Raw genomic sequence first — 26269 nt, forward strand, 5'->3', positions numbered from 1 at the left:
CGGCTTTCAGCAGTTTCGCACCAAAGCCGGCAATTCGTCAGGCCGCTGCGACCAAGGTCGCAGGCGCTCTTGAGCCCCCGCACGGGGGCTGCTAGCGTGCTGGTTCACCCGCGCCTTTCCGTTTTTCCCGCGCGGGTACCTGCACGGCACTTCCGCTTGGCGCGACGTACTCATCCGGCAGGGTCCTTTCGCCTGAGGAGGGCGCAGATGTTCAATCCACAACCGGTCACCCTGCAGCGCGGCGCATTGCGCCTCGAGCCGCTGATGGAGGCCGATATCCCGGCGCTGGTGACCCTGGCCGAAGCCAACCGCGAAGTCCTGGTCTACATGAATGGTCCGTTGCGGCCCGACTGGTATCGCCAGGCCCTGGCCGCCCAGCGGGAAGGTCGGGCAGTGGTCTTCGCCATCCGCCTGGGCGACAACCTGGTGGGTACCACGCGCTTCGCCGATTTCATGCCCAGCCTGCCGGCCGCCGAAATCGGCTGGACCTGGCTGGCCGCCGGCGAGCATGGCAGCGGCCTGAACGCCTCGATCAAGTACCTGATGCTGCGCCACGCCTTCGAAGAGTGGCAGCTGGTGCGGGTGCAACTGAAGACCGCCGCCAGCAACCTGCGCTCCCAGCGAGCCATCGAGAAACTGGGCGCGCAGCGCGAGGGTGTGCTGCGCAACCATCGCCGCCTGGCCGACGGCCGCCTCGACGACAGCGTGCTCTACAGCATCACCGACCACGACTGGCCGGAGGTCAGGCAACGCCTGGAGGCGCTGTTCAGCGCATAGCCGTGAGCGAGCAGAGGGAAGACGCGCATTTCTGGCAGGCGGGCCATCTGGATGGCCTGGAGCTGTTGTCTGCACGCTATATAGAACATCGCTTCGCGCCCCATGTGCATGACGGCTATGTGATCGCCGTGGTGGAGGCGGGCGCCGAGCGCTACCGCTATCGCGGCGTCGATCACCTGGCCGGTGCCGGCAGCCTGGCGTTGATCAACCCGGATGAGGTGCACACCGGCTCCAAGGGGCACGACGACGGCTGGCGCTACCGGGTGTTCTATCCGGATGTCGCCCTGGTGCGCAGTGCCCTTGAAGAACTCGAACTGCCGCTGGCCGGGATGCCGGCCTTCATCGGTAGCGTTCACCACGATCCCGACCTGGTCCGGATGTTCACTCATCTCCATCGGTTGCTGGAAGCGAATGCCAGTGCCCTGGAGCAACAGACAGCCTGGCGCGAGGCCTTGCTGGCGCTGTTCCGTCGCCATTCCAGATTGCCTGAACCCGGCGCTCCTGGTCGCGAGCCCCTGGCCGTGCTGCACGCCAAGGAACTGCTGCGCGAACGCCTGGCCGAGCCGCCGTCCCTTGAGGAGCTGGCCAGCGCGGTGAGGCTCTCGCCCTTCCACTTCGCCCGCACGTTCCGCCGGTCTACCGGCATGCCGCCGCACGCCTGGCTCAAGCAACAGCGTCTGGACCAGGCCCGGGCCCTGCTCAGGGCCGGCTGCACGCCAGCCGGCGTGGCAGCCCAGCTGGGCTTCGCCGACCAGAGCCACCTGACCCGTCAGTTCAAGCAGGCCTATGGCGTGGGACCGGGCGAATATCGCAACGCCTGCGCAAGATCGTTCAAGACCCATTGAGGGCCGTCCGCTAGCCTTCCGGGACAAGGAGGCCCCATGTCCCGTATCACTGAGTTCATCCACGGCGCCCGAGACATCGTCCCGATGATCGTCGGCGCCATCCCGTTCGGCATCATCTTCGGCACCCTCGCGGCCGGGGCCGGACTGTCCGCCTGGCAGACCCTCGGCATGTCGCTGCTGGTGTTCGCCGGTTCGTCCCAGTTCATCGCCATCACCCTGCTGAGCGGCGGCGCCGGGGCGGCTGTGGTGCTGCTGACCACCTTCGTGGTCAACCTGCGTCATGCCCTCTACAGCGCAACCCTGCAGCCCTTTGTGCGACATCTGCCGACCCGCTGGCGCATGCCGCTGGCCTTCTGGCTGACCGACGAAGCCTTCGCCGTGGTGCAGCATCGCTATGCCGAGAAGGACGACTCGCCGCACAAGCACTGGTACTTCTTCGGCGCCGCCCTGGCCATGTACCTGAACTGGCAGCTCTGCACCCTGGTGGGCGTACTGTTCGGCCAGGCGGTGCCCAACCTGGCGGCCTGGGGCCTGGACTTCGCCATGCTCGCCACCTTCATCGGCATCGTCGTGCCCATGCTGCGCAACAAGCCGCAGGTGGCCGCCGCCCTGGTGGCCGGTGCCGTGGCTCTGGCTTGCCAGGGCCTGCCGTACAAGCTGGGCCTGATGGCCGCCGCCCTCTGCGGCATCGCCGTGGGCGTAGTGCTGGAGCGTCGTTATCGCCTCGATCTGATCCGGGAGGACATCTCGTGCAAACCTGGAGCCTGATTCTCGGTATGGCGGTCATTACCTTCGCCATCCGCTACAGCCTGTTCGCCTGGCCCAACCTGAGTTTCCCACCGGTGGTGCGCCAGGGCCTGCACTACGTGCCGACCGCTGTGCTCACCGCCATCGTGGTTCCGGGAATGCTGATGCCCGATGGCCAGAGCATGCAGCTGACGGTGGACAACGCCTACCTGCTGGCGGGGCTCGGCGCCATCCTGATTGCCGCGCTGACGCGCCACCTGCTGGCGACCATCCTCGGTGGCCTGGTGCTGTTCTTCCTGCTGCGCTGGGCGCTGGGGCAGCTGCCGATCTAGGCCTGTGGGAGCGATTTCAATCGCGAAAGCGGAGGGGCGTGCCGTCGTTGGCAAACTCAGCCCTCCGGGCTGCTTCGCGAATGAATTCGCTCCTACGGGATTTTTCCTCGAAGATCTTCCTGGTGGATGTGGCTTTCGGCCATTGTCCTGCTGTCCAATCAGCGACGTGCGGATTCAGTCGCACGGGGCTACTCCACTGCCAACCACCAGGTACCAAGGAAGATGAGCCAACACTCGCAATTCGCCCTGCTGGGCACACGGCGGTTCCTGCCGTTCTTCGTGACCCAGCTGCTCGGCGCCTTCAACGACAACATCTTCAAGCAGTCGCTGATCCTCGCCATCCTCTACAAGCTGGCCATCTTCGGCGACAAGAGCATCTTCACCAACCTCTGCGCGCTGCTGTTCATCCTGCCGTTCTTCCTGTTTTCCGCCCTGGGTGGACAGTTCGGCGAGAAGTTCGCCAAGGACGCGTTGATCCGCGCCATCAAGCTGGCCGAAGTGGCGATCATGGCGGTGGGCGCACTGGGTTTCTTCTTCGACAGCCTGCCGTTGCTGTTCCTGGCGCTGTTCGCCATGGGGACCCACTCGGCGCTGTTCGGTCCGGTGAAATACTCGATCCTGCCGCAGGTGCTGCGCGAGGACGAACTGGTGGGGGGCAACGCCCTGGTGGAAATGGGCACCTTCCTGGCCATCCTCGCCGGTACCATCAGCGCCGGCGTCATGATGTCCGTCGAACGCTACGAGCCGGTGGTGGCCTGCGCCATCGTCCTCACCGCCAGCCTGGGCTACCTGGCCAGCCGCGGCATTCCCCGCGCGGCAGCGGCGCTACCGGGGCTTACGCTGGACTGGAACATCTTCCGACAGTCCTGGCAGATCATGCGCCTGGGGCTGGGCCAGCGGCCGTCGGTGTCGCGCTCGCTGGTGGGCAACTCCTGGTTCTGGTTCCTCGGCGCGGTGTACCTGACGCAGATCCCGGCCTACTCCAAGGAGCTGCTGCATGGCGACGAGAGTGTGGTGACGCTGATCCTCACCGTGTTCTCGGTGGGGATCGCCATGGGCTCGATGCTCTGCGAACGCCTCTCGGGCGGCAAGGTGGAGATCGGCCTGGTGCCGTTCGGCTCCATTGGCCTGACCCTGTTCGGCCTGCTGCTCTGGTGGCATTCCGGCGAGTTCCCGCAGGGTGCCGTGCCGCATGACTGGCTGGCGCTGCTGGGCCACGGCCAGGCCTGGCTGATCCTTGCCGACATCCTCGGTATCGGTCTGTTCGGCGGTTTCTACATCGTGCCGCTCTACGCGCTGATCCAGTCGCGTACCGCGGAGAACGAACGGGCCCGGGTGATCGCCGCGAACAATATCCTCAATGCGTTGTTCATGGTGGTGTCGGCCGTCGCCTCGATCCTGTTCCTCAGCGTTGCCGGGCTGTCGATTCCCGAGTTGTTCCTGGTGGTGTCGCTGATGAACATCGCGGTGAACAGCTATATCTTCAAGATCGTTCCCGAGTTCACCATGCGCTTCCTGGTCTGGCTGCTGGGCCATTCCATGTATCGCGTGGAGCACAAGGGCCTGGAAGCGATTCCCGAGGAAGGCCCGGCGGTGCTGGTGTGCAACCACGTGTCCTTCGTCGATGCACTGCTGATTGGTGGTGCGGTGCGGCGGCCGGTGCGCTTCGTCATGTACTACAAGATCTACCAGCTGCCGGTGCTTAACTTCATCTTCCGCACGGCCGGGACCGTACCCATCGCGGCGCGCCACGAGGACCTGCTGGTGTACGACGCGGCCTTCAAGAGGATCGCCGAGTACCTGCGCAACGGCGAAGTGGTGTGCATCTTCCCCGAGGGCAAGCTGACCGGCGATGGCGAGCTGAACGAGTTCAAGAGCGGCATCGAACGTATCCTCGAAGAAAACCCGGTGCCGGTGATTCCCATGGCGTTGCAGGGGCTCTGGGGCAGCTTCTTCAGCCGCGATCCGGGCAAGGGTTTCTTCAAGCGATTCTGGTCGCACATCCGCCTGGTGGCCGGGTCGCCCCTGTCGCCGGAACTGGCTGATCGGCAGACATTGCAATTGCAGGTGGCCGAATTGCGGGGGGATGCCCGCTGAATGAAAAAGCCCGCCGATTGGCGGGCTTTTTCATTGGGGGCCGGTCAGTGGCTGAGCTTGAGGCCGATCAGGCCACCGACAATCAGCGTGACACTGAGCAGGCGCACCAGCGCCATCGACTCGCCGAACAGGATGACCCCGGCGATCACCGTACCGACCGCGCCGACACCGGTCCAGATGGCGTAGGCGGTGCCGAGCGGCAGCTCCTTCATGGCCAGGCCCAGCAGGCCAAGGCTGATGAGCATGGCGAGGACGGTGAGGGCGGTGGGCAGTGGCTTGCTGAAACCGTCGGTGTACTTCAGGCCTACGGCCCAGCCCACCTCGAACAGGCCGGCGAAGAAGAGAATGATCCAGGACATGGTGAGCTCCAGATGGACGACAGATTGGGGTGGGGCCGTCCCCGTTGATCACTCGCAGAGTGGTAAGGTCGTCCTTACGCTGTGCAGTATTTTGCACATCCTGACTGGCTGGGCAAGTCCGCCGGGATCGACGGGCCTGCCCAGGCAGGAGAGCGCCGGTCGGGGCCGGCGCGGCAGGGTCAGATGCCCTGGGGAATCTCTTCGCCGCCGAGGGCTTCGAAGAGCTGGGGGATGAACTCCACCAGGGTCAGCATCATCAGGGTGAAGCTGGCGTCGAGCTGGCTCAGGGCATCGTCGCCGCCATCCTGCTCGGCCTTCTCCTGCAGCAGGTCCTCGAAGCGCAGGCGCTTGATCACCAGCTTGTCGTCGAGGATGAAGGACAGCTTGTCCTGCCAGGCCAGGGACAGCTGGGTGACCAGCTTGCCGGAGGTCAGGTGCAGCTGGATCTCGTCGCTGGTCAGGTCCTGGCGCTTGCAGCGGACCACGCCGCCGTCTTCGTCGGTATCGCGCAGCTCGCACTCATCCAGCACGTAGAAATCGCTGGCGGCTTCCTGGGTCTGGACCCACTGGGTGAGGGTGGCGGTAGGGGCGATCTTCACCGAGGCCGGGCGCACCGGCAGCGAGCCGATGGCTTCACGCAGGGTGGAGAGCAGGTCCTCGGCGCGCTTGGGGCTGGACGCGTCCACCAGGATCAGGCCCTGGGCCGGGGCGATGGCCGCGAAGGTGGCGGACTTGCGGATGAAGGCACGCGGCAGGAAGGTCTGGACAATCTCGTCCTTCAACTGGTCGCGTTCCTTCTTGTAGACCTTGCGCATCTGCTCGGTCTCGATCTGGTCGACCTTCTCCTTCAGCGCATCGCGCACCACGCTGCCCGGGAGAATGCGCTCTTCCTTGCGCGCGGAGATCAGGAAGAAGCCCTCGCTCACGTGCACCAGCGGCGCATCCGCCCCCTTGCCGAAGGGCGCCACGAAACCGTAGGTGGTCAGCTCCTGGCTGGCACAGGGCCGGGCCGGCTTGGTTGCCAGCGCGGCTTCCAGCGCCTCGGCATCGATATCCAGATCCTGGGTGAGGCGATAGACAAGCAGGTTGCGAAACCACATAGGGGGAAAACCTCCGGACACAAAGCGCGCATTATTCTCACCGGGAGGCGTCGGGCTCAACCCTGAGCTAAGCCTTTGGAAGGCCTGAGGATTTTTTTTCAAAAGGGGCTTGCCAGGGGTCGGATACCTCTCTAGAATGCGCCCCACTTCGAGAGTGAAGGGTGATTAGCTCAGCCGGGAGAGCATCTGCCTTACAAGCAGAGGGTCGGCGGTTCGATCCCGTCATCACCCACCAATCTCGCAGTTATGCGCAGCGGTAGTTCAGTCGGTTAGAATACCGGCCTGTCACGCCGGGGGTCGCGGGTTCGAGTCCCGTCCGCTGCGCCATATTCAAAGCCCTCAGGTAGTAATGCCTGGGGGCTTTTAATTTAGATGCGATCCCGTTTGGATCGTATTTGGGTGATTAGCTCAGCCGGGAGAGCATCTGCCTTACAAGCAGAGGGTCGGCGGTTCGATCCCGTCATCACCCACCATTTTCAAGGTTACGCGCAGCGGTAGTTCAGTCGGTTAGAATACCGGCCTGTCACGCCGGGGGTCGCGGGTTCGAGTCCCGTCCGCTGCGCCACTATAAAGCCCTCAGGTAGCGATGCCTGAGGGCTTTTTCTTTGCCTTCCAGAAAGTGCCTACAAGTCCGACATCATTACTTACGTGATGCCGCGCAAGTCGCTGAACTAATTGGCGGGGCGCCGTTCTTATTGCCCATAGCCACTCCGCGCGGCGGCCTGCTAAGCTCGCCGCTCCATCGTATTGCCATCATGGCGACAGACAAGGATTCAGCATGAAACAACATCGGTTGGCGGCCGCTGTGGCCCTCGTGGGCCTGGTTCTCGCGGGCTGCGATTCGCAGACCAGCGTTGAACTCAAGACTCCGGCCCAGAAGGCCTCCTACGGTATTGGCCTGAACATGGGCAAGAGCCTCGCCCAGGAAGGCATGGATGACCTCGATCCCAAGGCTGTCGCCCAGGGTATCGAAGACGCCATCGGCAAGAAGGAACAGCGCCTGAAGGATGAAGAGCTGGTGGAAGCCTTCGCCTTCCTGCAAAAGCGTGCCGAAGAGCGCATGACCGCGCTGAATGCCGAGAACGCCAAGGCCGGCAAGAAATTCCTCGAAGACAACGGCAAGCGCGAAGGCGTGGTGACCACCGCCTCCGGCCTGCAGTACGAAATCGTGACGAAGGCTGAAGGCGCGCAGCCCAAGGCCACCGACGTAGTGACCGTTCACTACGAAGGCAAGCTGACCGACGGCACCGTGTTCGACAGCTCCATCCAGCGTGGCAGCCCCATCGACCTGCCGGTCAATGGCGTGATTCCGGGTTGGGTCGAAGGTCTGCAGCTGATGCACGTGGGCGAGAAGGTCAAGCTCTACATTCCCAGCGAGCTGGCCTACGGCGAGCAGAGCCCGAGCCCGGCCATTCCGGCCAACTCGGTGCTGGTGTTCGACCTGGAACTGCTCGGCATCAAGGACCCGAACGCCGCCGACAAGCAGTAAGCGGCAGCCGGCTCCCGCAACGCCCCGTTTCGACGGGGCGTTTTCGTTTTCGGGGCGGTCCGACTCGAACCACGAAGCGACCTTTTGGTCACATCGGGAGTGGGGCGTCGGGAAAGTGTTACGGTTATGCACATGACCGGGTAACCGCGCCCCTAGCGAATGCGACCTGAAGTCGCATTGCGGACCGTCCAGTCAAATGCTTGATTTTGCTGGTCTTTTGGGGCTGGGCAAAATTTGCCCGATCTGTCGCGGAGCCCCATGACATGGGCCTTTTCCCCGTTCTGTGGAAAACTGCTAACAAGGTTATCCACAGATTTCGTGGATAACCGCGCCGAGCTCTCTAGGCCAGGCTTCTGCCGAGGATCCCCCATGAAAGCGCCCTGGAATTTCGAGCGTTACCTGACGTTGGCACAGCGTTTCCTCGCCGGCGGGCGTCTGCCTTCACTACTGCTGGCGGTGTCTCGCAAGAGTACGAGCCAGAGCGGCCGGCTCGGTGCGGTGAAGGACGACCTGCGACTGTTACTGTCCCTCGCCAACGCCTGGCTGAGGGGTGAGTACCGACAGATCAACCCCAAGGCGTTTCTCGCCGTGGTAGGTGCCTTGCTCTATTTCGTCACGCCGCTCGATGCGCTGCCGGACTGGCTGGTGGGAATGGGCTTTGTCGACGACCTGGCGGTGCTGGCCTGGGTCCTGAAGACCTGGAGCGGCGAGCTGGACGCCTTCCGTGCATGGCGCGCGGGACAGGCCCCGGACGTTCAGGCGGCGCTGGAGCGTTTGCCCGCGCCGGACTCTCAGCGATCCTGAAGACCGGCGCGCCGCTGCTCGCCCCGTAGCAGCGCTTCCAGCTCACCGCTGTCGCGCAGCTTCTGCAGCGCGGCGTCCAATCGATCCGCCGGTATCGGCAACTGGCTGCCATAGGCGCAATGGATGTAGTAACGCTCCACCACCCAGGGGCTGAAGACCAGCGGAGCGTCGGGGCGCGTCGCCAGTTCGTAGGCCAGGCTGCGACGCATGTCGATGATGGCATCGAGCCGCTTGTGGCTAAGCAGGTTCAGGCGGGTATCCAGGTCGCGCACGTCCTTGCGTTCCACATCGTGGTTGGCGAAGGCTTCCATCAGCGGCAGGCTGTAGGCGAAGCCCAGGCTCGTGCCCAGCACCTTGCCCTTGAGGTCGGCCAGGCCCTGGATGCTCGGGGTGTCGCGGTGCTGGAGGAGGGCGTCCTCTTCCTCGAACAGGGGTGGTGACCAGTGATAGGCCGAGGCATCGACCATCCACTCCGGATTGGAATTGCAGATCAGGTGGATGCGGCCGTTCTTCAGGGATTCCTCGATGCGCTTGTTCGGGGTTTCGATGAAGTTCACCGAGACGGACAGCTCCTTGGTGATGCGCTCGCCCAGGCGGAAGACGAATCCGCCGAGCAGGGCATGGTCGCTTACCTGTGCGTAAGGCATGCCGTCGGCGGGGCCGAAGCCCCAGCGCAGCTCCTGGGCCAGCAGCAGGCCGGGCCAGAGGCTGGCAAGTATCCAGAGAACTACACGAAATTGCGGCGTCACGAGCCTTCCCCCCCTGGTGGACGCAGTATAGTTCACCCTCTGCGGGCCCTTGGCCTGATAAGATGGCCGCCTGCATGGAGGTGCTGAAGCAGTCGGCACTGCGTTCCACGGGGAGCTTCAATGAGTGTGCAAGTGATCATGCGTGACGGCCAGGCGGAATATGCGGTTCTGCCCTGGGCCGAGTACCAGGCGCTGCTGCGCGCCGCCGGCCAGGCCACCACGGAAACGGCCGCTGAACCAGCCAGGACAGCGTTCGGACAACTGAAGTCGCTACGCGAGGCCCAGGGCCAGAGCCTGGAGCAACTGGCCCGCGCCGTGGGCATCAGTCCTCACTATCTGAGCCTGATCGAAAGCGGCGAACGCGAACCTGATGAAGCCATCAAGCGCGGCTTGGCGCGCGTTCTCGGGGTCTCCGGCTGGGAGTCCAGATCTTGAGTCTGCGAATCAGCCGCCAGCACTGGCAAGCCCTGTTGACCGAACTGGAGGATGCCCGCCGTCAGCGCCATCTGCTGACCTATCGGGCGTTGATCGAACGTCTGCAACTGCCGTCCCCGGCCATGCAGACCCTGACTGCGGCCCTTGAGCACCTGGCCGCGCTGGATGCCCGCGCCGAGCGTCCGCTGCGCAGTTCCCTGGTGATCAGCCAGGGCGCCAGTCGCCTGCCGCGCACCGGCTTCTTCGAGTGCGTCGAACGCCTGGGCCGTTTCTCCGGTCCGCCGGATGGAACCGCTGCGGCGTCCTGGCATGCCGCCGAAGTGGTACGCGTGTTCGAGTTCAGCTATCCCTCGGAGCAATGATGCTCTGGAAACTGCGGGCCCGGATCGGCTATCAGGTAGCGCGTTGGCTGATGCGCTTTCCCAAACTGGTGGCCCGGCCCCGTGCCTGGCAGTGGATGCAGGGCCAGTACGCGCGCATGGCGGCTCTGGGCGACGTGCCTGCGCAGAGTTTCTACGGCCATCTGTTGCTGCATCGGGGTCACGGCTTCGGGGCGCGGGAGGAGGGCATCCGCCTGCTGCGCCTGGCCGCGCAGGGTGGGGATGGAAAATCGGCTTACCAACTGGGTGTACTGAGCCTTGCCGGTGATGCCCGGCAGGCGCCGGATGCCGCCGAGGCCGCGCGTTGGTGGAGCCTGGCGGCCAACGCGGGTCATCCGCTGGCCGCGCGCAAGCTGGCCGATCTCTATCGCGACGGTGGGCCGGGCCTGGAGCCTGATCCCGCTGCCGCCGAGCGTGCCGCCCGGCAAGCGGGCGAACTGGGTCTCTGAGTCGGCCGCGAGCCGGCAGTCCTTCAATCCGCTTCGATGATGTGCAGGCTGTAGCCGGGCACGGCCTTCGCGTGGCGCTTGGCTTCCGAGGCGAGCCCTGCGAGTTGCGAGGCGTCCAGCCTGGCGCAGTGTTCCGGCCGCAGCGTCACTACACCGATGGACAGCGACAGCAGCGGGAACTCCTCTCGCTGGCCGTGGCGGTTATGGGCGACGAAGCAGCCGGCCTGCAGGTGATCGTTGCGATAGAAGCGCCGGCACTGGCCCTGGAAGTCTTCCAGCAGGTAATTGAGCCGGGCACGCCAGTCCTCCGACCCCAGCACCAGCATGAAGTCGTCGCCACCGATATGGCCGACGAAGTCCCGCGCGGGGTCCACCCGTTCGCTCAGGCACTGGGCCAGGCAGAGCAGCACCTCGTCGCCCTTGGCGTAGCCGTAGAGGTCGTTGAAGGGCTTGAAGCTGTCGATGTCCACGTAGCAGACCACTGCCTGGCGGCGCTGCTGCAACAGGCGCGCCAGGCATTGCTGGATGGGCACGTTGCCGGGCAGCAGGGTCAGTGGGTTGGCGTGGCGGGCCTGCTGGATCTTCAGTTCGGTAATCAGCTTGAGTACGTCGATCACCCGCCCCAGGCCACGGTAACGACCGTCGAGGATGATGATGAAATCCTCTTCGATGCGCTGCCGGGCACGGCTGGTGATCAGGCGGCTGACCTGCTGCAGCGATTGCCCCATTTCCACGGCGAGGAAGTCGGTGCTCATCAGCCTGTTGACCGACTTGCGGGTGAAAAGGTCGGTCGCGAAGGGGCGCAGCAAGGCTTCCGAGAGCAGGTGGCGGTGGACGATGCCCACCGGACGTTGCCGGGCATCCAGCACCGCCAGGGAGTTGAGGTTGGCCTGGGCGCGGAAGGCTTCCAGCACTTCGTGGATCGGCGTGTCCTCATTCACCGCCGGTTGCTCGTTGAGCAGGGCGGACAGGTCGCTGCTTTCCTCGTTCATGCTGCCGATGGATTCCATCGGCGGCAGCAGTGCGCGGGCATCGCGCGAAGGGTGTTCCTGTGGGCGGCCGAGCAGGTAGCCCTGGACCAGGTCGACGCCCATTTCCGCCAGCACCGCCAATTCTTCGGGCAGCTCGATGCCTTCGGCGATGACCTGGGCGCGCGAGGCCTTGGCCATCTTCAGGATCGATTCGACGAACTCCCGCTTCACCGCATCCTGGTGGATGCCGTCGATGAAGTGGCGGTCGATCTTCACATAGTCCGGGCGCAGCTCGGACCACAGGCGCAGGCTGGAGTATCCAGCCCCCAGGTCATCCAGGGCGATGGAAAAACCCATGGCGCGGTAATGGTGCAGGGCGGTGTCGAGCAGGTTGAAGTCTTCGGTCGGGGTCTGTTCGGTCAGCTCGATTACCACCTGGCTGGGCGGGATGCCGAATGCCTGCAGCATCTTCAGGGTGCGCCCTGGCTGGTGTGCCGGGTCGAGCAGGGATTCGGGGGATACGTTGAGGAACAGCAGGCCGTCGAGCTTGAGCTCCTTGAAACGCCGGCACGCGCTCTTGCGGCAGGCCATTTCCAGTTCGCTCAGGCGCCCGGCATGACGGGCCACGGCGAACAGGGTTACCGGTGGATGCAATGGGCTGTTGGACGGGCCGCGGGTCAGTGCCTCGTAGCCGAGGATGCGCCGCTCCGACAGCGACAGGATTGGCTGGAACAGGCTGTGCAAGTCCCCGTGAGCGAGGATCAGGCCCAGCGCGCTCAACTGCTCGGTGACGGTCATGCTGTTACTCGTGAAAAAGAAAGGGGCCGCATTTGCGGCCCCCGAATTTCACGACAGTTATGTGACGGCGTTATGACATCATTTCAATGTTTGGCCACTGCGGCGTTCAAACCCAGGTAGTCCAGCAGGATCTGCCCGGTTTCGGTCAGGTAGGCGTCGTCTTCCGGTTTGGTCTTTTCCTCTTCCACCGGCACGGCATCCTCGTCTTCCGGCTTGAGCTCCTTCAGCAGTTCTTCGCCCTTGGCCTTGCGGCGGGTGTTTTCCATCGCCAGCTGCTTGGTTTCGATATCGGCCTGTTCGGTGCGCCGCTTGGCCTCATTGAGGCTGACCACGGTGTCCTTCATCAGTTTCTGCGCCAGCGCCAGGCGCTCGCGGCTGTAGACGAAGTCCGGGTCGTCCGCGGTGCGTGCATCGTGGCGAGCCTTCAGCTCGGCCAGGAACGGTTTGAACGGATCCAGTTCGGGCTTGATGGCCGGGCGGATGCTGTCCCAGGGCATGGCCTCGGGCAGGGCGCTCTCGCCGATCTGCTTGGTATCCACCACCGAGGGGTACTCGATGTCCGGCAGTACGCCCTGGTGCTGTGTGCTCTGGCCGGAGACCCGGTAGAACTTGGCCAGGGTGAGCTTCAGTTCGCCGTGGTTCAGCGGCTGGATGGTCTGCACGGTGCCTTTGCCGAAGGTCTGGCCGCCGATGATCAGTGCTCGGTGATAGTCCTGCATGGCGCCGGCGAAAATCTCCGAAGCCGAGGCGGACAGGCGGTTGACCAGCACGGCCATCGGGCCGGTATAGAAGGCGCCGGTGTTCTCGTCGGCCAGCACGTCGACACGGCCGTCGCTGTTGCGTACCAGCACGGTCGGGCCCTGGTCGATGAACAGGCCGGTCAGCTCGGTGGCTTCCTGCAGGGAGCCGCCGCCGTTGTTGCGCAGGTCGATGACCACGCCGTCGACCTTCTCCTTCTGCAGCTCGCCGAGGAGTTTCTTCACGTCGCGGGTGGTGCTCTTGTACTCGGGGTCGCCGGCGCGGAACGCCTTGAAGTCCAGGTAGAAGGCCGGCACCTCGATCACGCCGAGCTTGAACTTGCTGCCTTCATGCTCGAGGTTGAGGACGGATTTCTTCGCCGCCTGTTCTTCCAGCTTCACCGCTTCACGGGTGATGGCGACCACCTTGCTGGTCTGGTCGTTCGGCGCATTGCTCGCCGGAATCACTTCCAGGCGCACCACCGAGCCTTTCGGTCCGCGGATCAGCTTGACCACTTCATCCAGGCGCCAGCCGATCACGTCGACCATCTCGCCGTTGCCCTGGGCGACACCGACGATCTTGTCCGCCGGAGCCACCTGCTTGCTCTTCTCGGCCGGCCCGGCCGGCACCAGGCGCACCACTTTCACGTACTCGTTGTCGCTCTGCAGCACGGCGCCGATGCCCTCGAGGGACAGGCTCATGTTGATGTCGAAGTTCTCCGCGTTGTCCGGGGAGAGGTACTGGGTGTGCGGATCGTAGGTCTGCGCGAAAGCGTTGATGTAGGCCTGGAACACGTCCTCGCCACGGGTCTGGTCGAGGCGTGCAAGCTGGTTCTTGTAGCGCTTGACCAGCAGCTCCTGGATGGCCTTGGGTTCCTTCTTGGCCAGCTTCAGGCGCAGGACTTCGTCCTTCACGCGCTTGCGCCAGAGGTCGTCGAGGGCGGCTCGGTCCTTGGCCCAGGGCGCCTTCTCGCGGTCGGTCTCCAGGCTTTCGTCGACGGTGAAGTCGATCTTGTCGACGCCGTGGTCCAGCATTGCCAGGGCGAAGTCCAGACGCTCCTTGAGACGGTCCAGGTGGCGCTTGTAGATGATGAAGCCGGGTTCCAGGTCGCCGCTTTTCAGCAGGTCGTCGAAACGCGTGCGCCATTTGTCGAATTCGGCGATATCGCCGGCGGTGAAGTACATCCGCGCCGGGTCGAGGAGCTTGAGGTAGCCCTCGTAGATCTTCACCGAGCGCTCATCGTTGAGCGGCGGCTTGTTGTAGTGATGGCGCTTGAGCAGTTCCACCACATTGAGGCTGGCGATGACCTGTTCACGGTCGGGCTGAAGGGCGTCCCAGCTGTCCGGGGCGGTTGGGGCGGCATGCAGCGGCAGAACGCTGACGCTGAGGGCCAAGGCAAGTGCAGAACTGATCAGGGAGCGCTTCATGCTGATTCGACGTCGGGACAGGTGATAACGCATATTAGGCCGTAATTGAGGGCGCCGGGTTCCATTGGCGCAAAGCGAAGGCCCGGCGAGTCGCCGGGCCAGATCCAAGCTCACTATGGAGGCACCGTGAAGGCATTGCAAGGCGTCGACGGACGCGTGGAGTGGGGGGAGCGGGCCAGCCCGGCCTGTGACGTGGGGCAAGTGCGGATCCGCGTGGCCGCCGCTGGCCTGAACCGTGCCGACCTGTTGCAGCGCGCGGGGCTCTACCCGCCGCCGCCGGGGGCCAGCGACATCCTCGGCCTGGAAGCTTCCGGGGTGATCAGCGAAGTCGGCACCGGCAGTGGCGCCTGGCAGGTGGGTGATCGCGTCTGCTGCCTGCTGGCCGGTGGCGGCATGGCCGAAGAGGTGGTCGTGGATGCGCGCCACGTGTTGCCGGTGCCCGAAGGCCTCTCCCTGGCCGAAGCCGCGGCGCTGCCGGAAGTCTATGCCACCGCCTGGCTCAACCTGTTCCAGCTGGCGGCCCTGAAGCCCGGCGAGAAGGTGCTCTTGCACGCCGGTGCCAGTGGTGTCGGCTCGGCGGCCATCCAGTTGTGCAAGGCTTTCGGCAATCCTTGCTGGGTCAGCGTGGGTTCTGCCGAGCGCCTGGCCTACTGCGAATCCCTGGGTGCCCAGGGCGGTGCGCTGCGGGGGGAGAGCCTGGAAAGCCTGCGCGACTTCGGCCCCTTCGATGTGATCCTCGATCCGGTCGGCGGCAACTACGCCAGCCTCAATCTGGCGCTGGCCGCTGTCGACGGCCGCTGGGTGAACATCGGCCTGATGGGCGGCCGCAAGGCTGAACTCGACATGGCCCTGCTGCTGGGCAAGCGGGTGCAGCTGATCGGCTCGACCCTGCGCAGCCGTGACGAACAGTTCAAGGCCGATCTCATCAGTGAACTGCGTCAGCACGTCTGGCCGCTGTTCGAGGAGGGCCGCCTGCATCCGCGCCTGGAACGTGCCTTCCCTGCCAAGGATGCCGAGGCGGCTTTCGAGGCCCTGGCCAGCAACCAGGTGGAAGGAAAACTGGTCCTGCTGCTGGACGAAAGCCTGGTGTGACGCCCGGTGCTCCGACGCTCCAGGCCGCATGGCACGGGGCGTCGGCATGTTGCATTGAGGTAATCAATCGTTCTGATGGGGTCAATCAATATGATCTTTTTGGAATAACCCAATAGTCTTCGTCGGGTAAATTTCTAACCCAACGAGGACGTTGCGATGTCTCTGATCAACACCGAAGTCAAACCCTTCAAAGCCACCGCCTACCACCAGGGCAAGTTCGTCGAGATCTCCGAAGCGACCCTGAAGGGCAAGTGGTCCGTGTTCTTCTTCTACCCGGCTGACTTCACCTTCGTTTGCCCGACCGAACTGGGCGACCTGGCTGACAACTACGCCGAGTTCCAGAAGCTGGGCGTGGAAATCTACGGCGTGTCCACCGACACCCACTTCACCCACAAGGCCTGGCACGACACTTCCGACACCATCGGCAAGATCCAGTACCCGCTGGTTGGCGACCCGACCTGGGTCCTGTCCAAGAACTTCGAAGTTCTGATCGAAGAAGCTGGCCTGGCCGACCGTGGCACCTTCGTGATCGACCCGGAAGGCAAGATCCAGATCGTTGAAGTCAACGCCGGCGGTATCGGCCGTGATGCCCAGGAGCTGCTGCGCAAGGTCAAGGCTGCCCAGTACGTTGCCGCTCACCCGGGCGAAGTCTGCCCGGCCAAGTGGAAGGAAGGCGAAGCCACTCTCGCCCCGTCCCTCGACCTGGTAGGCAAGATCTAAAAACGGTCGGGAGGCTTCTGCACAGCGCTGATGCTCACGACGCTTCCCACTCCGTTTACGCGCTGTAAAGGCGAGCGGAATACCTTCCGGCAATCCGCTCGCACCACACCCCTCATCCCGCTTCGGGCGGTCGGCAACGGCCGTCGAGGGGTGACTCATGCCCGCAATAAAGGAATTCGCACATGTTGGACGCCAATCTTAAAACCCAGTTGAAGGCCTACCTCGAGAAGGTCACCCAGCCGTTCGAGATCGTCGCGTCCCTCGATGACAGCGACAAATCCCGCGAACTGCTCGGGCTGCTGCAAGACATCGTCGGTCTGACCGACAAGATCACCCTGAAGACCGATGGCAGCGACGCCCGTCGTCCGTCGTTCTCCCTGAACCGCCCCGGCGCGGACATTTCCCTGCGCTTTGCCGGCATCCCCATGGGCCACGAGTTCACCTCGCTGGTGCTGGCCCTGCTGCAGGTGGGTGGCCACCCCTCCAAGCTCGCTGCCGATGTGATCGAGCAGATCAAGTCGATCGAGGGCGAATTCACCTTCGAAACCTATTTCTCGCTGTCCTGCCAGAACTGCCCCGACGTGGTGCAGGCGCTGAACCTGATGGCCGTGCTCAACCCGAACATCCGCCACGTCGCCATCGACGGCGCGCTGTTCCAGGATGAGGTCGAGCAGCGCCAGGTCATGTCGGTGCCGAGCATCTACCTCAACGGTGAAGTGTTCGGCCAGGGCCGCATGGGCGTGGAAGACATTCTCGCCAGGATCGACACCGGCGCCGCTGCTCGCGATGCCGAGAAACTCAACGCCAAGGCGGTCTTCGACGTGCTGGTGATCGGCGGTGGCCCGGCCGGCGCTTCCGCTGCCATCTACGCCGCGCGTAAAGGCATCCGCACCGGTGTTGCCGCCGAGCGTTTCGGTGGCCAGGTGCTGGACACCATGGCCATCGAGAACTTCATCTCCGTGCAGGAGACCGAAGGCCCGAAACTGGCCCGAGCCCTGGAAGAGCACGTCAGGCAGTACGAAGTCGACATCATGAACCTGCAGCGCGCCAGCGCGCTGGTTCCGGCCAAGGCTGAAGGCGAGCTGCATGAAGTGAAATTCGAGAGCGGTGCCAGCCTCAAGGCCAAGACCGTGATCCTTTCCACCGGTGCCCGCTGGCGCGAAATGAACGTGCCCGGCGAGCGGGAATACAAAGCCAAGGGCGTGTGCTTCTGCCCGCACTGCGACGGCCCGCTGTTCAAGGGCAAGCGCGTGGCGGTGATCGGTGGCGGCAACTCCGGCGTGGAAGCGGCCATCGACCTGGCCGGCATCGTCGGCCACGTCACCCTGATCGAGTTCGACGACAAGCTGCGTGCCGACGCCGTGCTGCAGAAGAAGCTGGCCAGCCTGCCCAACGTCCGGGTCATCAAGAGCGCGCTGACCACCGAGGTGAAAGGCGATGGCCAGAAGGTCACCGGCCTGGTCTACAAGGACCGCACCACCGACGAGCTGCATGTCGTGGAGCTGGAAGGCATCTTCGTGCAGATCGGCCTGCTGCCCAACAGCGAATGGCTCAAGGGCGTGGTGGAACTGTCGCCGCGCGGCGAGATCATCGTCGACGCCAAGGGCCAGACCAACATCCCCGGCGTGTTCGCCGCCGGTGACGTGACTACGGTTCCGTACAAGCAGATCGTGATCGCCGTGGGCGAGGGCGCCAAGGCGTCGCTGGGTGCCTTCGATCACCTGATCCGTACGACCTGATTTACTCAGCGTGGTGTGCTGAAGTGGCGGAGGTCTCGCAAGAGACCTCCGCTTTTTTATGTCCGCGCGGCTTCCCTGTATCCTTCGCGCTTTCGTTCCTCAAGCGGCAGGGCTCATCTCGTGAAACAACAACTTATCGAATTGATTACGGCAATCAGCTCCGGCTGCATGGCCGAGGATGAGATCGAAGGCGTCGCCTCCGAGGCAGCCCAGGCGTACGCCGATGCGGACGCCTTCCTCGCCGCCAACCCTGATATCAACTACGACGACAGCTTCCCCATCCCCCTCGGCGAATGGGTAGTGGTGGGCAGCCTGCCCGAGACCGTGCTGTTCCAGGCCGACAGCTACGACCAGCTGTTCCAGCAGGTGGTGGATTCCTTCGGTCCGAGCGTGAATTTCGTGCTCAAGCCCAAGCAACTGGTGAAAGTCGAGCCGCTCAAGGCCCTGAACCGCATCCAGGTGCAGATGGGCAGCCTCTATCCGGAAAAGGGCGGCTACGTGCTGGTGGACTTCAGCGAGCCGCTGGATGACGAGCTGCAGTGCGTGCTGGTCTACAAGAACGACCTGGAGAAGGTCATGCAGCTGGCCGTGGACGTCGGCATCTACGCCGCACCGGCCTATGAAGCGCTCAAGGCCGCTATGGAAGAAGGCGACGACGACTGAGCCGCAGTAGGGTGGAAGTCGCTTTCTGCTTCCACCGCCGGAACCCGGATCGACGCCGATGGTGGATGGAAAGAGCGCCATCCACCCTACGAATTGCCGCGCCTTACAGGCGATAGCCGTAGGACTTGATCACTTCCGCGGCTTTCGGGCCTTTCAGGTAATCCACCAGCGCCTTGGCGGCCGGGTTGGATTCACCCTTCTTCAGGATCAGCGCGTCCTGCCTGATCGGCTCGTGCATGTCGGCCGGCACGATCCAGGCGGAGCCGCTGGTGATCTTGCCATCCTTGTACACCTGGGACAGGGCGACGAAGCCCAGCTCGGCGTTGCCGCTGGACACGAACTGCAGCGCCTGGGTGATGTTCTGGCCTTCAACCAGCCTGGGCTTCACGGTCGCGGTCAGGCCCAGCTTGTCCAGCACCTGGGTGGCCGCCAGGCCGTAGGGCGCGGCATTCGGGTTGGCGATGGACAGGTGCTTGTACTGGCCGTTCTTCAGCACGTCGCCCTGGGCATCCACATAGCCGTCCTGCGCCGACCACAGCACCAGGGTGCCGATGGCGTAGGTGAAGCGCGAACCGGGCGCGGCATCGCCCTCCTTCTCCAACTTCGCCGGGGTGGTGTCGTCGGCCGACAGGAAGACCTCGAAGGGCGCACCGTTCTTGATCTGCGTATAGAACTGGCCGGTGGCGCCGTAGGCGGCTATCAGCTTGTGGCCGGTGTCTTTTTCGAAGTCCTTGGCGATGGCCCGGATCGGCGCGGCGAAGTTGGCGGCTACCGCCACCTGGACTTCCGCAGCCGAGGCGCTGCTCAGGGCGAATATGGCGCCGAGCGCGGCGGCAGTGCGGGCGAGGCGATGACTCATGGGATGACTCCTGGTAAGGGGTGATTCTTATTCGGTTTTCGCTATGTATGGATTTATATAGCGATAGAGCTGGCATTCTGATCAGGATTTGACTTCGTAGTCGGGTTTGGTCCTGATGCACGCCGTTCCGCTCTTCCTGATCGCCGCCAATCATGCCGGCGGCCAATGTTCGCCTAACGCTATATACAAAACAATACAGCGGTTGGGGCGGGGACTTCCAGGGTCACAGTTCCTCACCGGCAAGGCGCGTATCCCCAGGACCGGAGCGCGCGACGCCGACCGCGACCAGGACGAGAACTGCCCGATTCTCAGCTACACCCTGACACTGCTGTAAGGCCGCTGGTGGGCTGAAGCCCACCCTACGATCGCGAATGAATTCGCCCTAGGGGGAGGTGCCAGCGCCGAATCGCGCAGCGATCCGGCCGGGGCGCAAAGTGGGGTTGGGGAGAGTTTTTTCTTCAGCGCCAGTCCAGCACCGGCCAGCCCGCTTGTTCGGCATGGGCGCGCAGGGTCGGGTCGGGGTTGACCGTGTGCGGGTTGGCCACCAGCGAGAGCAGTGGCAGGTCGTTGCGCGAGTCGGAATAGAAGTAGGCGCCCTCCAGGCTTTCGTCCTGTTCTTCCAGCCAGGCATTGAGGCGCGTCACCTTGCCTTCGCGGTAGGTGAGCACGCCACGGGTGCGGCCGCTGTAGCTGCCGTGCTGTTCTTCCAGGTCGATGGCCAGCACTTCTTCCACGCCCAGGCGTTCAGCGATGGCGCTGACCAGGAAGTGCGCCGAGGCGGAGATGATCAGGATGCGGTCGCCGGCGGCGCGGTGCCGGGCCAGGCAGCGCATGGCGTCGGAGTGGATCAGCGGCTCGACCACGTCTTCGACGAAGGGCCCTGCCACGAAGTCCACTTCCTCGGCCGTGCGCCCCACCAGCGGCGACAGGCTGAAGGCCATGTAGTCCTCCATCGCCAGCTTGCCTTCGGCGTAGAGCGCCATGAGTTCGTGGTCCTTGCGGACGAAGGATTCGCCGTCGACCCACCCCAGTTCCGCCATGTGGGCGCTCCACAGGCTGGCGCAGTCGCCATCTATCAGGGTGTCGTCAAGGTCGAAGATTGCCAGGGCCATCAGGCCACCTCCCGGATTGCGTGATCGTCTATGCACAGGCCGATGCGTTGGCCCTTGTGGTGCAGATCTTCGACGGAGCGGTTGAGCACGTCCACCACCAGCTCCACGCCGCGCGCTTCGACGCGATAGCGCACCACGTTGCCCAGCAGGCTGTGGCTGCGCACTTCGGCCTCGATACCGCCTTCGCGGCTGAGGGAAATGGCCTCCGGGCGTATGGCGATGCGGCCACTTACCGGGCGCTGCAGCAGACGGCTGGCGGTGTCGGCGTCGAGCAGGTTGTAGTTGCCGATGAAGCCGGCGGCGAAGGCATCCACCGGGGCGGTGTAGAGGGTTTCCGCGTCGCCGCTCTGGACGATGCGGCCGGCGTTCATCAGGAAGATGCGGTCTGACAGGGTCAGGGCTTCTTCCTGGTCGTGGGTGACGAAAATGGTGGTCAGGCCCAACTCCTGCTGGATGGAACGGATCTGTTCACGCAGGTGCTTGCGGATGCGCGCATCCAGCGCCGACAGCGGTTCGTCCAGCAGCAACAGGCGTGGGCGGGTAACCAGCGAGCGGGCCAGGGCCACACGCTGGCACTGTCCGCCGGAAAGCTGGTGCGGGTAGCGTGTGGCGAAGTCAGAAAGCTCCACCATGGCCAGGGCCTCGTCCACCCGACGCTTGCTGTCGGCGGCACCGACCTTCTGCATGCGCAGGCCGAAGGCGACGTTCTGCTGCACGGTCATGTTGGGGAACAGCGCGTAGCTCTGGAACACCATGCCGATGCCGCGCTTCTGCGGCGACAGGGGCACCAGATCCTGGCCTTCCAGCAGGATCTGTCCGCCGTTCACCTCGGTCAGGCCGGCGATGCAGCGCAGCAGGGTGGATTTGCCACAGCCGGAGGGGCCGAGCAGGGTGACGAACTCGCCCTTGCCGATCTCGCAGTGGATGTCGCTGAAGATCGCGGTCTGGCCATAGTTCTTGTGCAGGCCGCGGATGGAAAGAAAGCTCATGCCTTGTCCTTGTTCAGACGGTTGGCTGCCCAGGTGAACAGCAGCACGAAAAAGAAGTAGGAGATCACCAGGGCGCTGTTGAAGTGGCCACTGCTGTTGCGCATGTTGTTCAGGTACACCTGCAGGGTCTCGTAGCGAGTGCCTACCAGCAGGTTGGCGAAGACGAATTCGCCGAACAGGAACGAGAACGACAGGAACAGCGACACCATCAGGCCCTTGCGCAGGTTGGGCAGCACCACCAGGAAGGCGGCCTTCCAGGTGCTGGCGCCGAGCAGTTGGGCGGCATCCATCAGGTCACGCAGGTTGATCGCCTGCAGGTTGTTGGTGATGGCGCGGTACATGAAGGGCAGGGCGATGGTGAAGAAGCAGCCGATCAGGATCCAGGGCGTTCCCACCATGGCCAGCGGACCCGAACCATAGATCTGCAGCAGCCCCACCGAGGACACCACCGGCGGCACCGCGAAGGGCAGCAGGATGAGGATGTTCATCAGGGCGTCGAGCTTCGGGAAGTGGTAGTGCACGACGAACAGCAGCGGCAGGATCAGCACCACCGACAGCGCCAATGCACCGAAGCACACCAGCAGCGATTGGCCGAAGGCGGTGAGAAACCGCGCGTCGCTCCACAGCGCGAGGTACCACTTGAAGGTCAGACCGTCCGGAAGGATGGTCGCCGACCAACTGGTGGAGAGCGAATAAAGCAGGGTGCCAGCAAGCGGCAGCAGCAGGATCAGGAACAGCAGCCAGACCACCACGCGATGGTAGAGGCCGCCACTGCGGGATTCAGCGGGAGACATGGTAGCTCCTCTTCAGCAGCCACTGGTGCACCACCGTGATCAGTGCCATCAGTCCCACCAGCACCATCGCCAGGGCGCTGGCCAGGTTGGGGTTGAGCGCGATGTCGCCGGCGACCATGGCGGCGACGCGGATGGTCAGTACGTTGAAGTTGCCGGTGGTGAGGGCATAGACGGTGGCATAGGCGCCGAGGGCGTTGGCCAGGAGGATGACGAAGGTGCCCAGCAGGGCGGGGGTCAGCACTGGCAGGCCGATGTGTCGCCAGAACTGCCAGGGGCTGGCGCCCAGCAACGCTGCGGATTCGCGCCAGTCCTCGCGCAGGGCGTCGAAGGCCGGATAGAGCAGCAGCACACCGAGGGGGATCTGGAAGTAGGTATAGAGCACGATCAGGCCGGCCTTGGAATAGAGGTTGAAGTCCTCGATCACGCCGGATTGCTTGAGCAGGATGGTCAGCGCGCCATTGAAGCCGAGCAGGATGATGAAGGCGAAGGCCAGTGGTACGCCGGCGAAGTTGCTGGTCATGTTGGAGAAGGCCATGACGAAGTCGCGCAGCTTCGAGTCCACCTTGCGCAGCGAGTAGCTGCCGATCACTGCGATGACGATGCCGAACAGGCTCGACCAGAAGGCGATCTGCAGGCTGTGCTTGATGGCCTGCAGATAGAACTTCGAGCTGAACACCTTGGCGAAGTTGCCCAGGCCCCAGCCGTCGGGTGTGTTCAGGCTGTGGATCGCGACCCAGGCCAGCGGCGCGATCTGGAACAGGATGAAGAACAGGGCGAAGGGCAGCAGGCAGAGCAGCGCCAGCCATTTGCCCCGGATGGAGGAATTCACTTGAGCAGCTCCCGGCAGACGGACTTGTCGTGGGGGGCGCCCAGCAGCTCGCAGACGGTGCCACACAACTCGGTCTGTTTCGGCTGTGCCGCAGTATCCAGGCTGAAGGCATCGCCCAGCACGAACAGCGGTACCTCGCGTTCCTCGGGAAGCAGGCCGTTGTGGGAGCGGTCGTTGTTCATGCCGTGGTCGGCGGTCACCAGCACCTGGTAGCCGGCGTCCAGCCAGCGTTGCAGGTACTCGGCCAGGAGGATGTCGGCGACTCGCGCGCTGTTGCGGTACTGCGGCGAATCCAGGCCGTGCTTGTGGCCGGCGTCGTCGACATTCATCGGGTGCACCAGGAGGAAATCCGGGTTCTGGCGCTGGCGCAGGCTTTCCGCGTCGGCGAACAGGTGCGAGTCCGGATAGTGGTCGGCGTAATAGAAGTGGCCGTGCTGGATCGGCAGTTGCGGCGCTTCGGTGTGGCGGTCGCGGGCGGCGTCGAAGGGCGAGGTGTTGTACAGCTCGCTGACCCAGTGGTACGCGGCGGCGGCAGTGGTCAGACCGGCGGCGCTGGCGTAGTGGAAGATGCTGCGTTCCTTCGACAGGCGCGACACATCGTTGTGGACGATGCCGCTCTGGATCGGTGGAACACCGGTAAGGATGCATTCGTAGAGAGGGCGGGACAGTGCCGGCAGCTCGCACTGGAGCTTGTAGAGCACCGCCTTGCCGGCACCGCACCAGGCCTGAAGGTGGCCCAGCGCATGCCGGGCCACCTCGTAGTTCAGGCCATCCAGCAGGACGAGGATGACTTTGTTCTTCATGGTTCGCCTCAAAGCAGCCCAAGCGCCCGGAAGCGATTGGGCCAGCCCCTTACTCCATCTCGATGATCACGTGTTCCTGCCACAGCTGCGGCAATGCTTTCGAGGTTTCTTCCCAGGCCTTGGCGTCCTTGATCGGCCGGACCTTGGCGTACTGCTCGTTGGGCAGCAGCTTGGCCTTGACCTCGGCCGGCAGGGTCAGGTGCTCGGCGCGGATCGGGCGGGCGTTGCCCTTGGCCAGGTTGATCTGGCCAGCGTCGCTGAGGATGTACTCGCGGGCCAGTTTCGCGGCGTTCGGGTTCTTCGCGTACTTGTTGATGATGGTGGTGTAGCCGGAGATCACCGAACCGTCCGAGGGGATCAGCACTTCGAAGCGGCTGGGATCGATCTGGTCGCGGTAGGACAGGCCGTTGAAGTCCCAGACGATGCCCACTTCCACCTCACCTTTTTCCAGGGTCTGGATAGTCGGGTTGGACAGCGACAGGCGGCCCTGCTTGGCGATCTCGGCGAAGAAGTCCAGGCCCGGCTGGATATTCTTCTCGTCACCGCCGTTGGCGATGGCGGCGGCCAGCACGCCGTTGACGGCCTGGGCCGCGGCGCTGACGTCTCCGATCGCGACCTTGTACTTGCCCTGCTTCAGGTCGGCCCAGGACTTGGGCGCTTCCTTGACCAACTGCTTGTTGACGATGAAGGCGATGGAGCCGGTATAGGCCAGCATCCAGTGGCCGTCGGCATCCTTGGCCCACTCGGGGATCTGCGCCCAGGTGCTGGGCTTGTAGGGCTGGGTCACGCCCTGCTGGACAGCGATGGGGCCGAAGGCCGCGCCGACGTCGCCGATGTCGGCGGTGGCGTTGTCCTTCTCGGCGGCGAACTTGGCGATTTCCTGGGCCGAACTCATGTCGGTGTCGACGTGCTTCAGGCCGTACTGCTTGTTCAGGTCAACCCAGGTGTCCTTCCAGTTGGCCCAGCTGTCGGGCATGCCCACGCTGTTCACCGCGCCTTCCTTGCGCGCGGCTTGTTCGAGACTCTTCAGATCTGCGTCGCTCGCCATCGCCTGGGTTCCCAGGGCGATGGCCGTTCCCATCAGTGAAGCCAGCAACAGGCGTTTCATGTGAAGCTCCTTAGCAGGTTTGGAGGTTGGTCTAGATCAGCAAGACCCAGGCCAAATCTAAAAGCCTTGGATGACGGTTTGATTGCAGGGCGCAGCAGCATCCGGCGGCGGAAAACGCCTGAAAAGCGTAGACCATGGCCAGATGGCTGATTCCTGGGGATGTCGCGATTGGCGATGGCATGGCGCATGCAGGCGTGCCTTGCTGTCATCCCTCAGTCATCTAGGCTGCCTAGGATGGCCGGCAAGCCCGGCCACGATGCACCTCGATGGTGCTGGTCTATTCCAGATTGGAGTTTTTCGATGCGCGATGAGGCGCCCCGTACCCTGACCGCCATCTGCAATGCATTGCAGGAACAGATCGAGCACGGCCTGTTGCCCCAGGGCAGCAAGCTGCCCGCCGAGCGCAAGTTGAGTGAATTGTTCGATACCACCCGCATCACCCTGCGCGAGGCGCTTGGGCAACTGGAAGCCCAGGGGCTGATCTACCGCGAGGAGCGCCGCGGGTGGTTCGTTTCGCCGTCGCGACTGCTCTACAACCCGCTGGTGCGCAGCCACTTCCACGCCATGGTGGCCGGGCAGGGGCGCGTACCCGCCACCGAAGTGCTGGGTGCGCGGCTGATTCCGGCCAGCGTGGAAATCTGCGAATTGCTGGAGCTGCCGGCGCTGTCGAGCGTCTATCAGATCCGCCGCGCCCGCCGCATCGACGGGCGCCTGGTGCTCTATGTGGAGCACTACCTGAATCCGGCCTACTTCCCCGGCATCATCGATTTCGACCTGACCCGGTCGCTTACCGAGCTGTATGACAGCCAGTACGGCATCCGCTACGGCCGGGTTCGCTTCGACATGGTGCCCACCGCCCTGCACCCGGAGGCGGCGGCGCCGCTGAAAGTGTCAGCCGGCAGCCCGGCGCTGAAGATCACCCGCATCAACCGCGACCAGCATGGGCGGCTGATCGACTGCGACCTGGAGTTCTGGCGGCACGATGCGATTCAGGTGAGCGTCGAAGTGCCGGAGTGATTGGGCGGCTGCGCTGCCTTTGGCGAATGAATTCGCCCGCACAGGAA

The 26269-nt window shown here is 64.1% G+C and carries 27 protein-coding genes and 4 tRNA genes; 19 read left to right on the forward strand and 12 right to left on the reverse strand.

Features of this window, described 5'->3' with window-relative positions; translation table 11 throughout:
• Positions 1-207: 207 nt before the first annotated feature.
• The 5 genes from FXN65_RS05890 to FXN65_RS05910 all read left to right on the forward strand — a co-directional run bounded on the left by FXN65_RS05890 (position 208) and on the right by FXN65_RS05910 (position 4798).
• Complete coding sequence (locus FXN65_RS05890) at positions 208-777, forward strand: GNAT family N-acetyltransferase (protein ID WP_151132155.1); 570 nt, start codon at positions 208-210, stop codon at positions 775-777.
• A gap of 2 nt (positions 778-779) precedes the next feature.
• Positions 780-1622: an AraC family transcriptional regulator gene (locus FXN65_RS05895; protein ID WP_151132156.1), complete on the forward strand. Its 843-nt coding sequence runs from the start codon at positions 780-782 to the stop codon at positions 1620-1622.
• Positions 1623-1658: 36 nt separating this feature from the next.
• Complete coding sequence (locus tag FXN65_RS05900) at positions 1659-2390, forward strand: AzlC family ABC transporter permease (RefSeq protein WP_151132157.1); 732 nt, start codon at positions 1659-1661, stop codon at positions 2388-2390.
• Positions 2372-2701, forward strand: coding sequence for an AzlD domain-containing protein (locus FXN65_RS05905; RefSeq protein WP_151132158.1), 330 nt, complete (start codon positions 2372-2374; stop codon positions 2699-2701). Before FXN65_RS05900 ends, FXN65_RS05905 begins: the two co-directional genes overlap by 19 nt.
• 222 nt (positions 2702-2923) lie before the next feature.
• Entirely contained in the window at positions 2924-4798 is a 1875-nt protein-coding gene (locus FXN65_RS05910; protein WP_151132159.1) for an MFS transporter, read from the forward strand.
• 44 nt (positions 4799-4842) lie between these two features.
• On the opposite strand, the gene sugE is transcribed toward FXN65_RS05910, so the two are convergent.
• The gene (gene sugE / locus FXN65_RS05915; RefSeq protein WP_151132160.1) at positions 4843-5157 is read right to left on the reverse strand and encodes a quaternary ammonium compound efflux SMR transporter SugE; all 315 of its coding nucleotides are present in this window, start codon (positions 5155-5157) and stop codon (positions 4843-4845) included.
• Positions 5158-5336: 179 nt separating this feature from the next.
• Positions 5337-6257 carry a recombination-associated protein RdgC gene (gene rdgC / locus FXN65_RS05920; protein ID WP_151132161.1) on the reverse strand — a complete coding sequence of 307 codons (921 nt, stop codon included), beginning with the start codon at positions 6255-6257 and terminating at the stop codon, positions 5337-5339.
• Between the two features lie 159 nt (positions 6258-6416).
• Here rdgC and FXN65_RS05925 point away from each other — a divergent pair.
• The 6 genes from FXN65_RS05925 to FXN65_RS05950 all read left to right on the forward strand — a co-directional run bounded on the left by FXN65_RS05925 (position 6417) and on the right by FXN65_RS05950 (position 8550).
• Positions 6417-6492 (forward strand) — tRNA-Val (locus FXN65_RS05925).
• 15 nt (positions 6493-6507) lie between these two features.
• A tRNA-Asp gene (locus FXN65_RS05930) sits at positions 6508-6584 on the forward strand.
• A gap of 70 nt (positions 6585-6654) precedes the next feature.
• Positions 6655-6730, forward strand: a tRNA-Val gene (locus tag FXN65_RS05935).
• A 15-nt stretch (positions 6731-6745) separates the two neighbouring features.
• Positions 6746-6822 (forward strand) — tRNA-Asp (locus FXN65_RS05940).
• Positions 6823-7035: 213 nt separating this feature from the next.
• Complete coding sequence (locus FXN65_RS05945) at positions 7036-7746, forward strand: FKBP-type peptidyl-prolyl cis-trans isomerase (RefSeq protein ID WP_151132162.1); 711 nt, start codon at positions 7036-7038, stop codon at positions 7744-7746.
• A 369-nt stretch (positions 7747-8115) separates the two neighbouring features.
• Entirely contained in the window at positions 8116-8550 is a 435-nt protein-coding gene (locus FXN65_RS05950; RefSeq protein WP_151132163.1) for a YkvA family protein, read from the forward strand.
• On the opposite strand, the gene FXN65_RS05955 is transcribed toward FXN65_RS05950, so the two are convergent.
• A complete protein-coding gene (locus tag FXN65_RS05955; RefSeq protein ID WP_151138675.1) occupies positions 8538-9197 on the reverse strand; it encodes a substrate-binding periplasmic protein in 660 nt (219 codons plus the stop codon). The two genes, FXN65_RS05950 and FXN65_RS05955, sit on opposite strands and share 13 nt — an antisense overlap.
• A 222-nt stretch (positions 9198-9419) precedes the next feature.
• On the opposite strand from FXN65_RS05955, the gene FXN65_RS05960 reads away from it, so the two are divergent.
• The 3 genes from FXN65_RS05960 to FXN65_RS05970 are packed head-to-tail and all read left to right on the forward strand — an operon-like array spanning position 9420 to position 10563.
• The gene (locus FXN65_RS05960) at positions 9420-9734 is read left to right on the forward strand and encodes a helix-turn-helix domain-containing protein (RefSeq protein ID WP_151132164.1); all 315 of its coding nucleotides are present in this window, start codon (positions 9420-9422) and stop codon (positions 9732-9734) included.
• Positions 9731-10096, forward strand: coding sequence for a hypothetical protein (locus FXN65_RS05965; protein WP_151132165.1), 366 nt, complete (start codon positions 9731-9733; stop codon positions 10094-10096). The genes FXN65_RS05960 and FXN65_RS05965 overlap by 4 nt, the downstream gene beginning before the upstream one ends.
• The gene (locus FXN65_RS05970) at positions 10096-10563 is read left to right on the forward strand and encodes a tetratricopeptide repeat protein (protein WP_151132166.1); all 468 of its coding nucleotides are present in this window, start codon (positions 10096-10098) and stop codon (positions 10561-10563) included. Before FXN65_RS05965 ends, FXN65_RS05970 begins: the two co-directional genes overlap by 1 nt.
• Positions 10564-10586: 23 nt before the next feature.
• On the opposite strand, the gene FXN65_RS05975 is transcribed toward FXN65_RS05970, so the two are convergent.
• Positions 10587-12332: a bifunctional diguanylate cyclase/phosphodiesterase gene (locus tag FXN65_RS05975; protein WP_151132167.1), complete on the reverse strand. Its 1746-nt coding sequence runs from the start codon at positions 12330-12332 to the stop codon at positions 10587-10589.
• 83 nt (positions 12333-12415) lie between these two features.
• Positions 12416-14497: a carboxy terminal-processing peptidase gene (locus FXN65_RS05980; RefSeq protein ID WP_151132168.1), complete on the reverse strand. Its 2082-nt coding sequence runs from the start codon at positions 14495-14497 to the stop codon at positions 12416-12418.
• Positions 14498-14623: 126 nt separating this feature from the next.
• Here FXN65_RS05980 and FXN65_RS05985 point away from each other — a divergent pair, with 126 nt between their 5' ends.
• The 4 genes from FXN65_RS05985 (at position 14624) to FXN65_RS06000 (ending at position 18711) form a co-directional block, all read left to right on the forward strand.
• Complete coding sequence (locus FXN65_RS05985) at positions 14624-15589, forward strand: NAD(P)H-quinone oxidoreductase (protein ID WP_151132169.1); 966 nt, start codon at positions 14624-14626, stop codon at positions 15587-15589.
• 156 nt (positions 15590-15745) lie between these two features.
• On the forward strand, positions 15746-16309 hold the full coding sequence (gene ahpC, locus FXN65_RS05990; protein ID WP_151132170.1) for an alkyl hydroperoxide reductase subunit C: 564 nt from the start codon (positions 15746-15748) through the stop codon (positions 16307-16309).
• Positions 16310-16491: 182 nt separating this feature from the next.
• Entirely contained in the window at positions 16492-18048 is a 1557-nt protein-coding gene (gene ahpF, locus FXN65_RS05995) for an alkyl hydroperoxide reductase subunit F (protein WP_151132171.1), read from the forward strand.
• 120 nt (positions 18049-18168) lie between these two features.
• A complete protein-coding gene (locus tag FXN65_RS06000; protein ID WP_151132172.1) occupies positions 18169-18711 on the forward strand; it encodes a hypothetical protein in 543 nt (180 codons plus the stop codon).
• Positions 18712-18814: 103 nt separating this feature from the next.
• On the opposite strand, the gene modA is transcribed toward FXN65_RS06000, so the two are convergent.
• The 7 genes from modA to FXN65_RS06035 form a co-directional block, all read right to left on the reverse strand.
• On the reverse strand, positions 18815-19570 hold the full coding sequence (gene modA / locus FXN65_RS06005; RefSeq protein ID WP_151132173.1) for a molybdate ABC transporter substrate-binding protein: 756 nt from the start codon (positions 19568-19570) through the stop codon (positions 18815-18817).
• 458 nt (positions 19571-20028) lie between these two features.
• On the reverse strand, positions 20029-20682 hold the full coding sequence (locus FXN65_RS06010) for an HAD family hydrolase (protein ID WP_151132174.1): 654 nt from the start codon (positions 20680-20682) through the stop codon (positions 20029-20031).
• A complete protein-coding gene (locus tag FXN65_RS06015) occupies positions 20682-21671 on the reverse strand; it encodes an ABC transporter ATP-binding protein (RefSeq protein ID WP_151132175.1) in 990 nt (329 codons plus the stop codon). The genes FXN65_RS06010 and FXN65_RS06015 overlap by 1 nt, the downstream gene beginning before the upstream one ends.
• The gene (locus tag FXN65_RS06020; RefSeq protein WP_151132176.1) at positions 21668-22465 is read right to left on the reverse strand and encodes an ABC transporter permease; all 798 of its coding nucleotides are present in this window, start codon (positions 22463-22465) and stop codon (positions 21668-21670) included. Before FXN65_RS06020 ends, FXN65_RS06015 begins: the two co-directional genes overlap by 4 nt.
• Positions 22452-23294: an ABC transporter permease gene (locus FXN65_RS06025; protein WP_151132177.1), complete on the reverse strand. Its 843-nt coding sequence runs from the start codon at positions 23292-23294 to the stop codon at positions 22452-22454. The genes FXN65_RS06020 and FXN65_RS06025 overlap by 14 nt, the downstream gene beginning before the upstream one ends.
• Positions 23291-24097, reverse strand: coding sequence for an alkaline phosphatase family protein (locus FXN65_RS06030; RefSeq protein WP_151132178.1), 807 nt, complete (start codon positions 24095-24097; stop codon positions 23291-23293). The genes FXN65_RS06025 and FXN65_RS06030 overlap by 4 nt, the downstream gene beginning before the upstream one ends.
• 49 nt (positions 24098-24146) lie before the next feature.
• Complete coding sequence (locus FXN65_RS06035) at positions 24147-25205, reverse strand: ABC transporter substrate-binding protein (protein WP_151132179.1); 1059 nt, start codon at positions 25203-25205, stop codon at positions 24147-24149.
• Positions 25206-25505: 300 nt separating this feature from the next.
• Here FXN65_RS06035 and FXN65_RS06040 point away from each other — a divergent pair, with 300 nt between their 5' ends.
• Positions 25506-26222, forward strand: coding sequence for a UTRA domain-containing protein (locus FXN65_RS06040; protein WP_151132180.1), 717 nt, complete (start codon positions 25506-25508; stop codon positions 26220-26222).
• The last annotated feature ends 47 nt before the right edge of the window (positions 26223-26269 follow it).

This window comes from Pseudomonas lalkuanensis (assembly GCF_008807375.1).
GTDB classification, from domain to species: domain Bacteria; phylum Pseudomonadota; class Gammaproteobacteria; order Pseudomonadales; family Pseudomonadaceae; genus Metapseudomonas; species Metapseudomonas lalkuanensis.

Coding starts and splice junctions, on each gene's coding strand:
- FXN65_RS05910 (WP_151132159.1), top strand. CDS start 2,924: ATGAGCCAACACTCGCAATTCGCCCTGCTGGGCACACGGCGGTTCCTG.
- FXN65_RS06035 (WP_151132179.1), bottom strand. CDS start 25,205: ATGAAACGCCTGTTGCTGGCTTCACTGATGGGAACGGCCATCGCCCTG.
- FXN65_RS06020 (WP_151132176.1), bottom strand. CDS start 22,465: ATGTCTCCCGCTGAATCCCGCAGTGGCGGCCTCTACCATCGCGTGGTG.
- FXN65_RS06030 (WP_151132178.1), bottom strand. CDS start 24,097: ATGAAGAACAAAGTCATCCTCGTCCTGCTGGATGGCCTGAACTACGAG.
- FXN65_RS05955 (WP_151138675.1), bottom strand. CDS start 9,197: ATGCCTTACGCACAGGTAAGCGACCATGCCCTGCTCGGCGGATTCGTC.
- FXN65_RS05960 (WP_151132164.1), top strand. CDS start 9,420: ATGAGTGTGCAAGTGATCATGCGTGACGGCCAGGCGGAATATGCGGTT.
- FXN65_RS06015 (WP_151132175.1), bottom strand. CDS start 21,671: ATGAGCTTTCTTTCCATCCGCGGCCTGCACAAGAACTATGGCCAGACC.
- modA (WP_151132173.1), bottom strand. CDS start 19,570: ATGAGTCATCGCCTCGCCCGCACTGCCGCCGCGCTCGGCGCCATATTC.
- FXN65_RS05970 (WP_151132166.1), top strand. CDS start 10,096: ATGCTCTGGAAACTGCGGGCCCGGATCGGCTATCAGGTAGCGCGTTGG.
- FXN65_RS05900 (WP_151132157.1), top strand. CDS start 1,659: ATGTCCCGTATCACTGAGTTCATCCACGGCGCCCGAGACATCGTCCCG.
- sugE (WP_151132160.1), bottom strand. CDS start 5,157: ATGTCCTGGATCATTCTCTTCTTCGCCGGCCTGTTCGAGGTGGGCTGG.
- FXN65_RS05980 (WP_151132168.1), bottom strand. CDS start 14,497: ATGAAGCGCTCCCTGATCAGTTCTGCACTTGCCTTGGCCCTCAGCGTC.
- FXN65_RS06010 (WP_151132174.1), bottom strand. CDS start 20,682: ATGGCCCTGGCAATCTTCGACCTTGACGACACCCTGATAGATGGCGAC.
- FXN65_RS05945 (WP_151132162.1), top strand. CDS start 7,036: ATGAAACAACATCGGTTGGCGGCCGCTGTGGCCCTCGTGGGCCTGGTT.
- FXN65_RS06040 (WP_151132180.1), top strand. CDS start 25,506: ATGCGCGATGAGGCGCCCCGTACCCTGACCGCCATCTGCAATGCATTG.
- FXN65_RS05950 (WP_151132163.1), top strand. CDS start 8,116: ATGAAAGCGCCCTGGAATTTCGAGCGTTACCTGACGTTGGCACAGCGT.
- ahpF (WP_151132171.1), top strand. CDS start 16,492: ATGTTGGACGCCAATCTTAAAACCCAGTTGAAGGCCTACCTCGAGAAG.
- rdgC (WP_151132161.1), bottom strand. CDS start 6,257: ATGTGGTTTCGCAACCTGCTTGTCTATCGCCTCACCCAGGATCTGGAT.
- FXN65_RS05975 (WP_151132167.1), bottom strand. CDS start 12,332: ATGACCGTCACCGAGCAGTTGAGCGCGCTGGGCCTGATCCTCGCTCAC.
- ahpC (WP_151132170.1), top strand. CDS start 15,746: ATGTCTCTGATCAACACCGAAGTCAAACCCTTCAAAGCCACCGCCTAC.
- FXN65_RS05890 (WP_151132155.1), top strand. CDS start 208: ATGTTCAATCCACAACCGGTCACCCTGCAGCGCGGCGCATTGCGCCTC.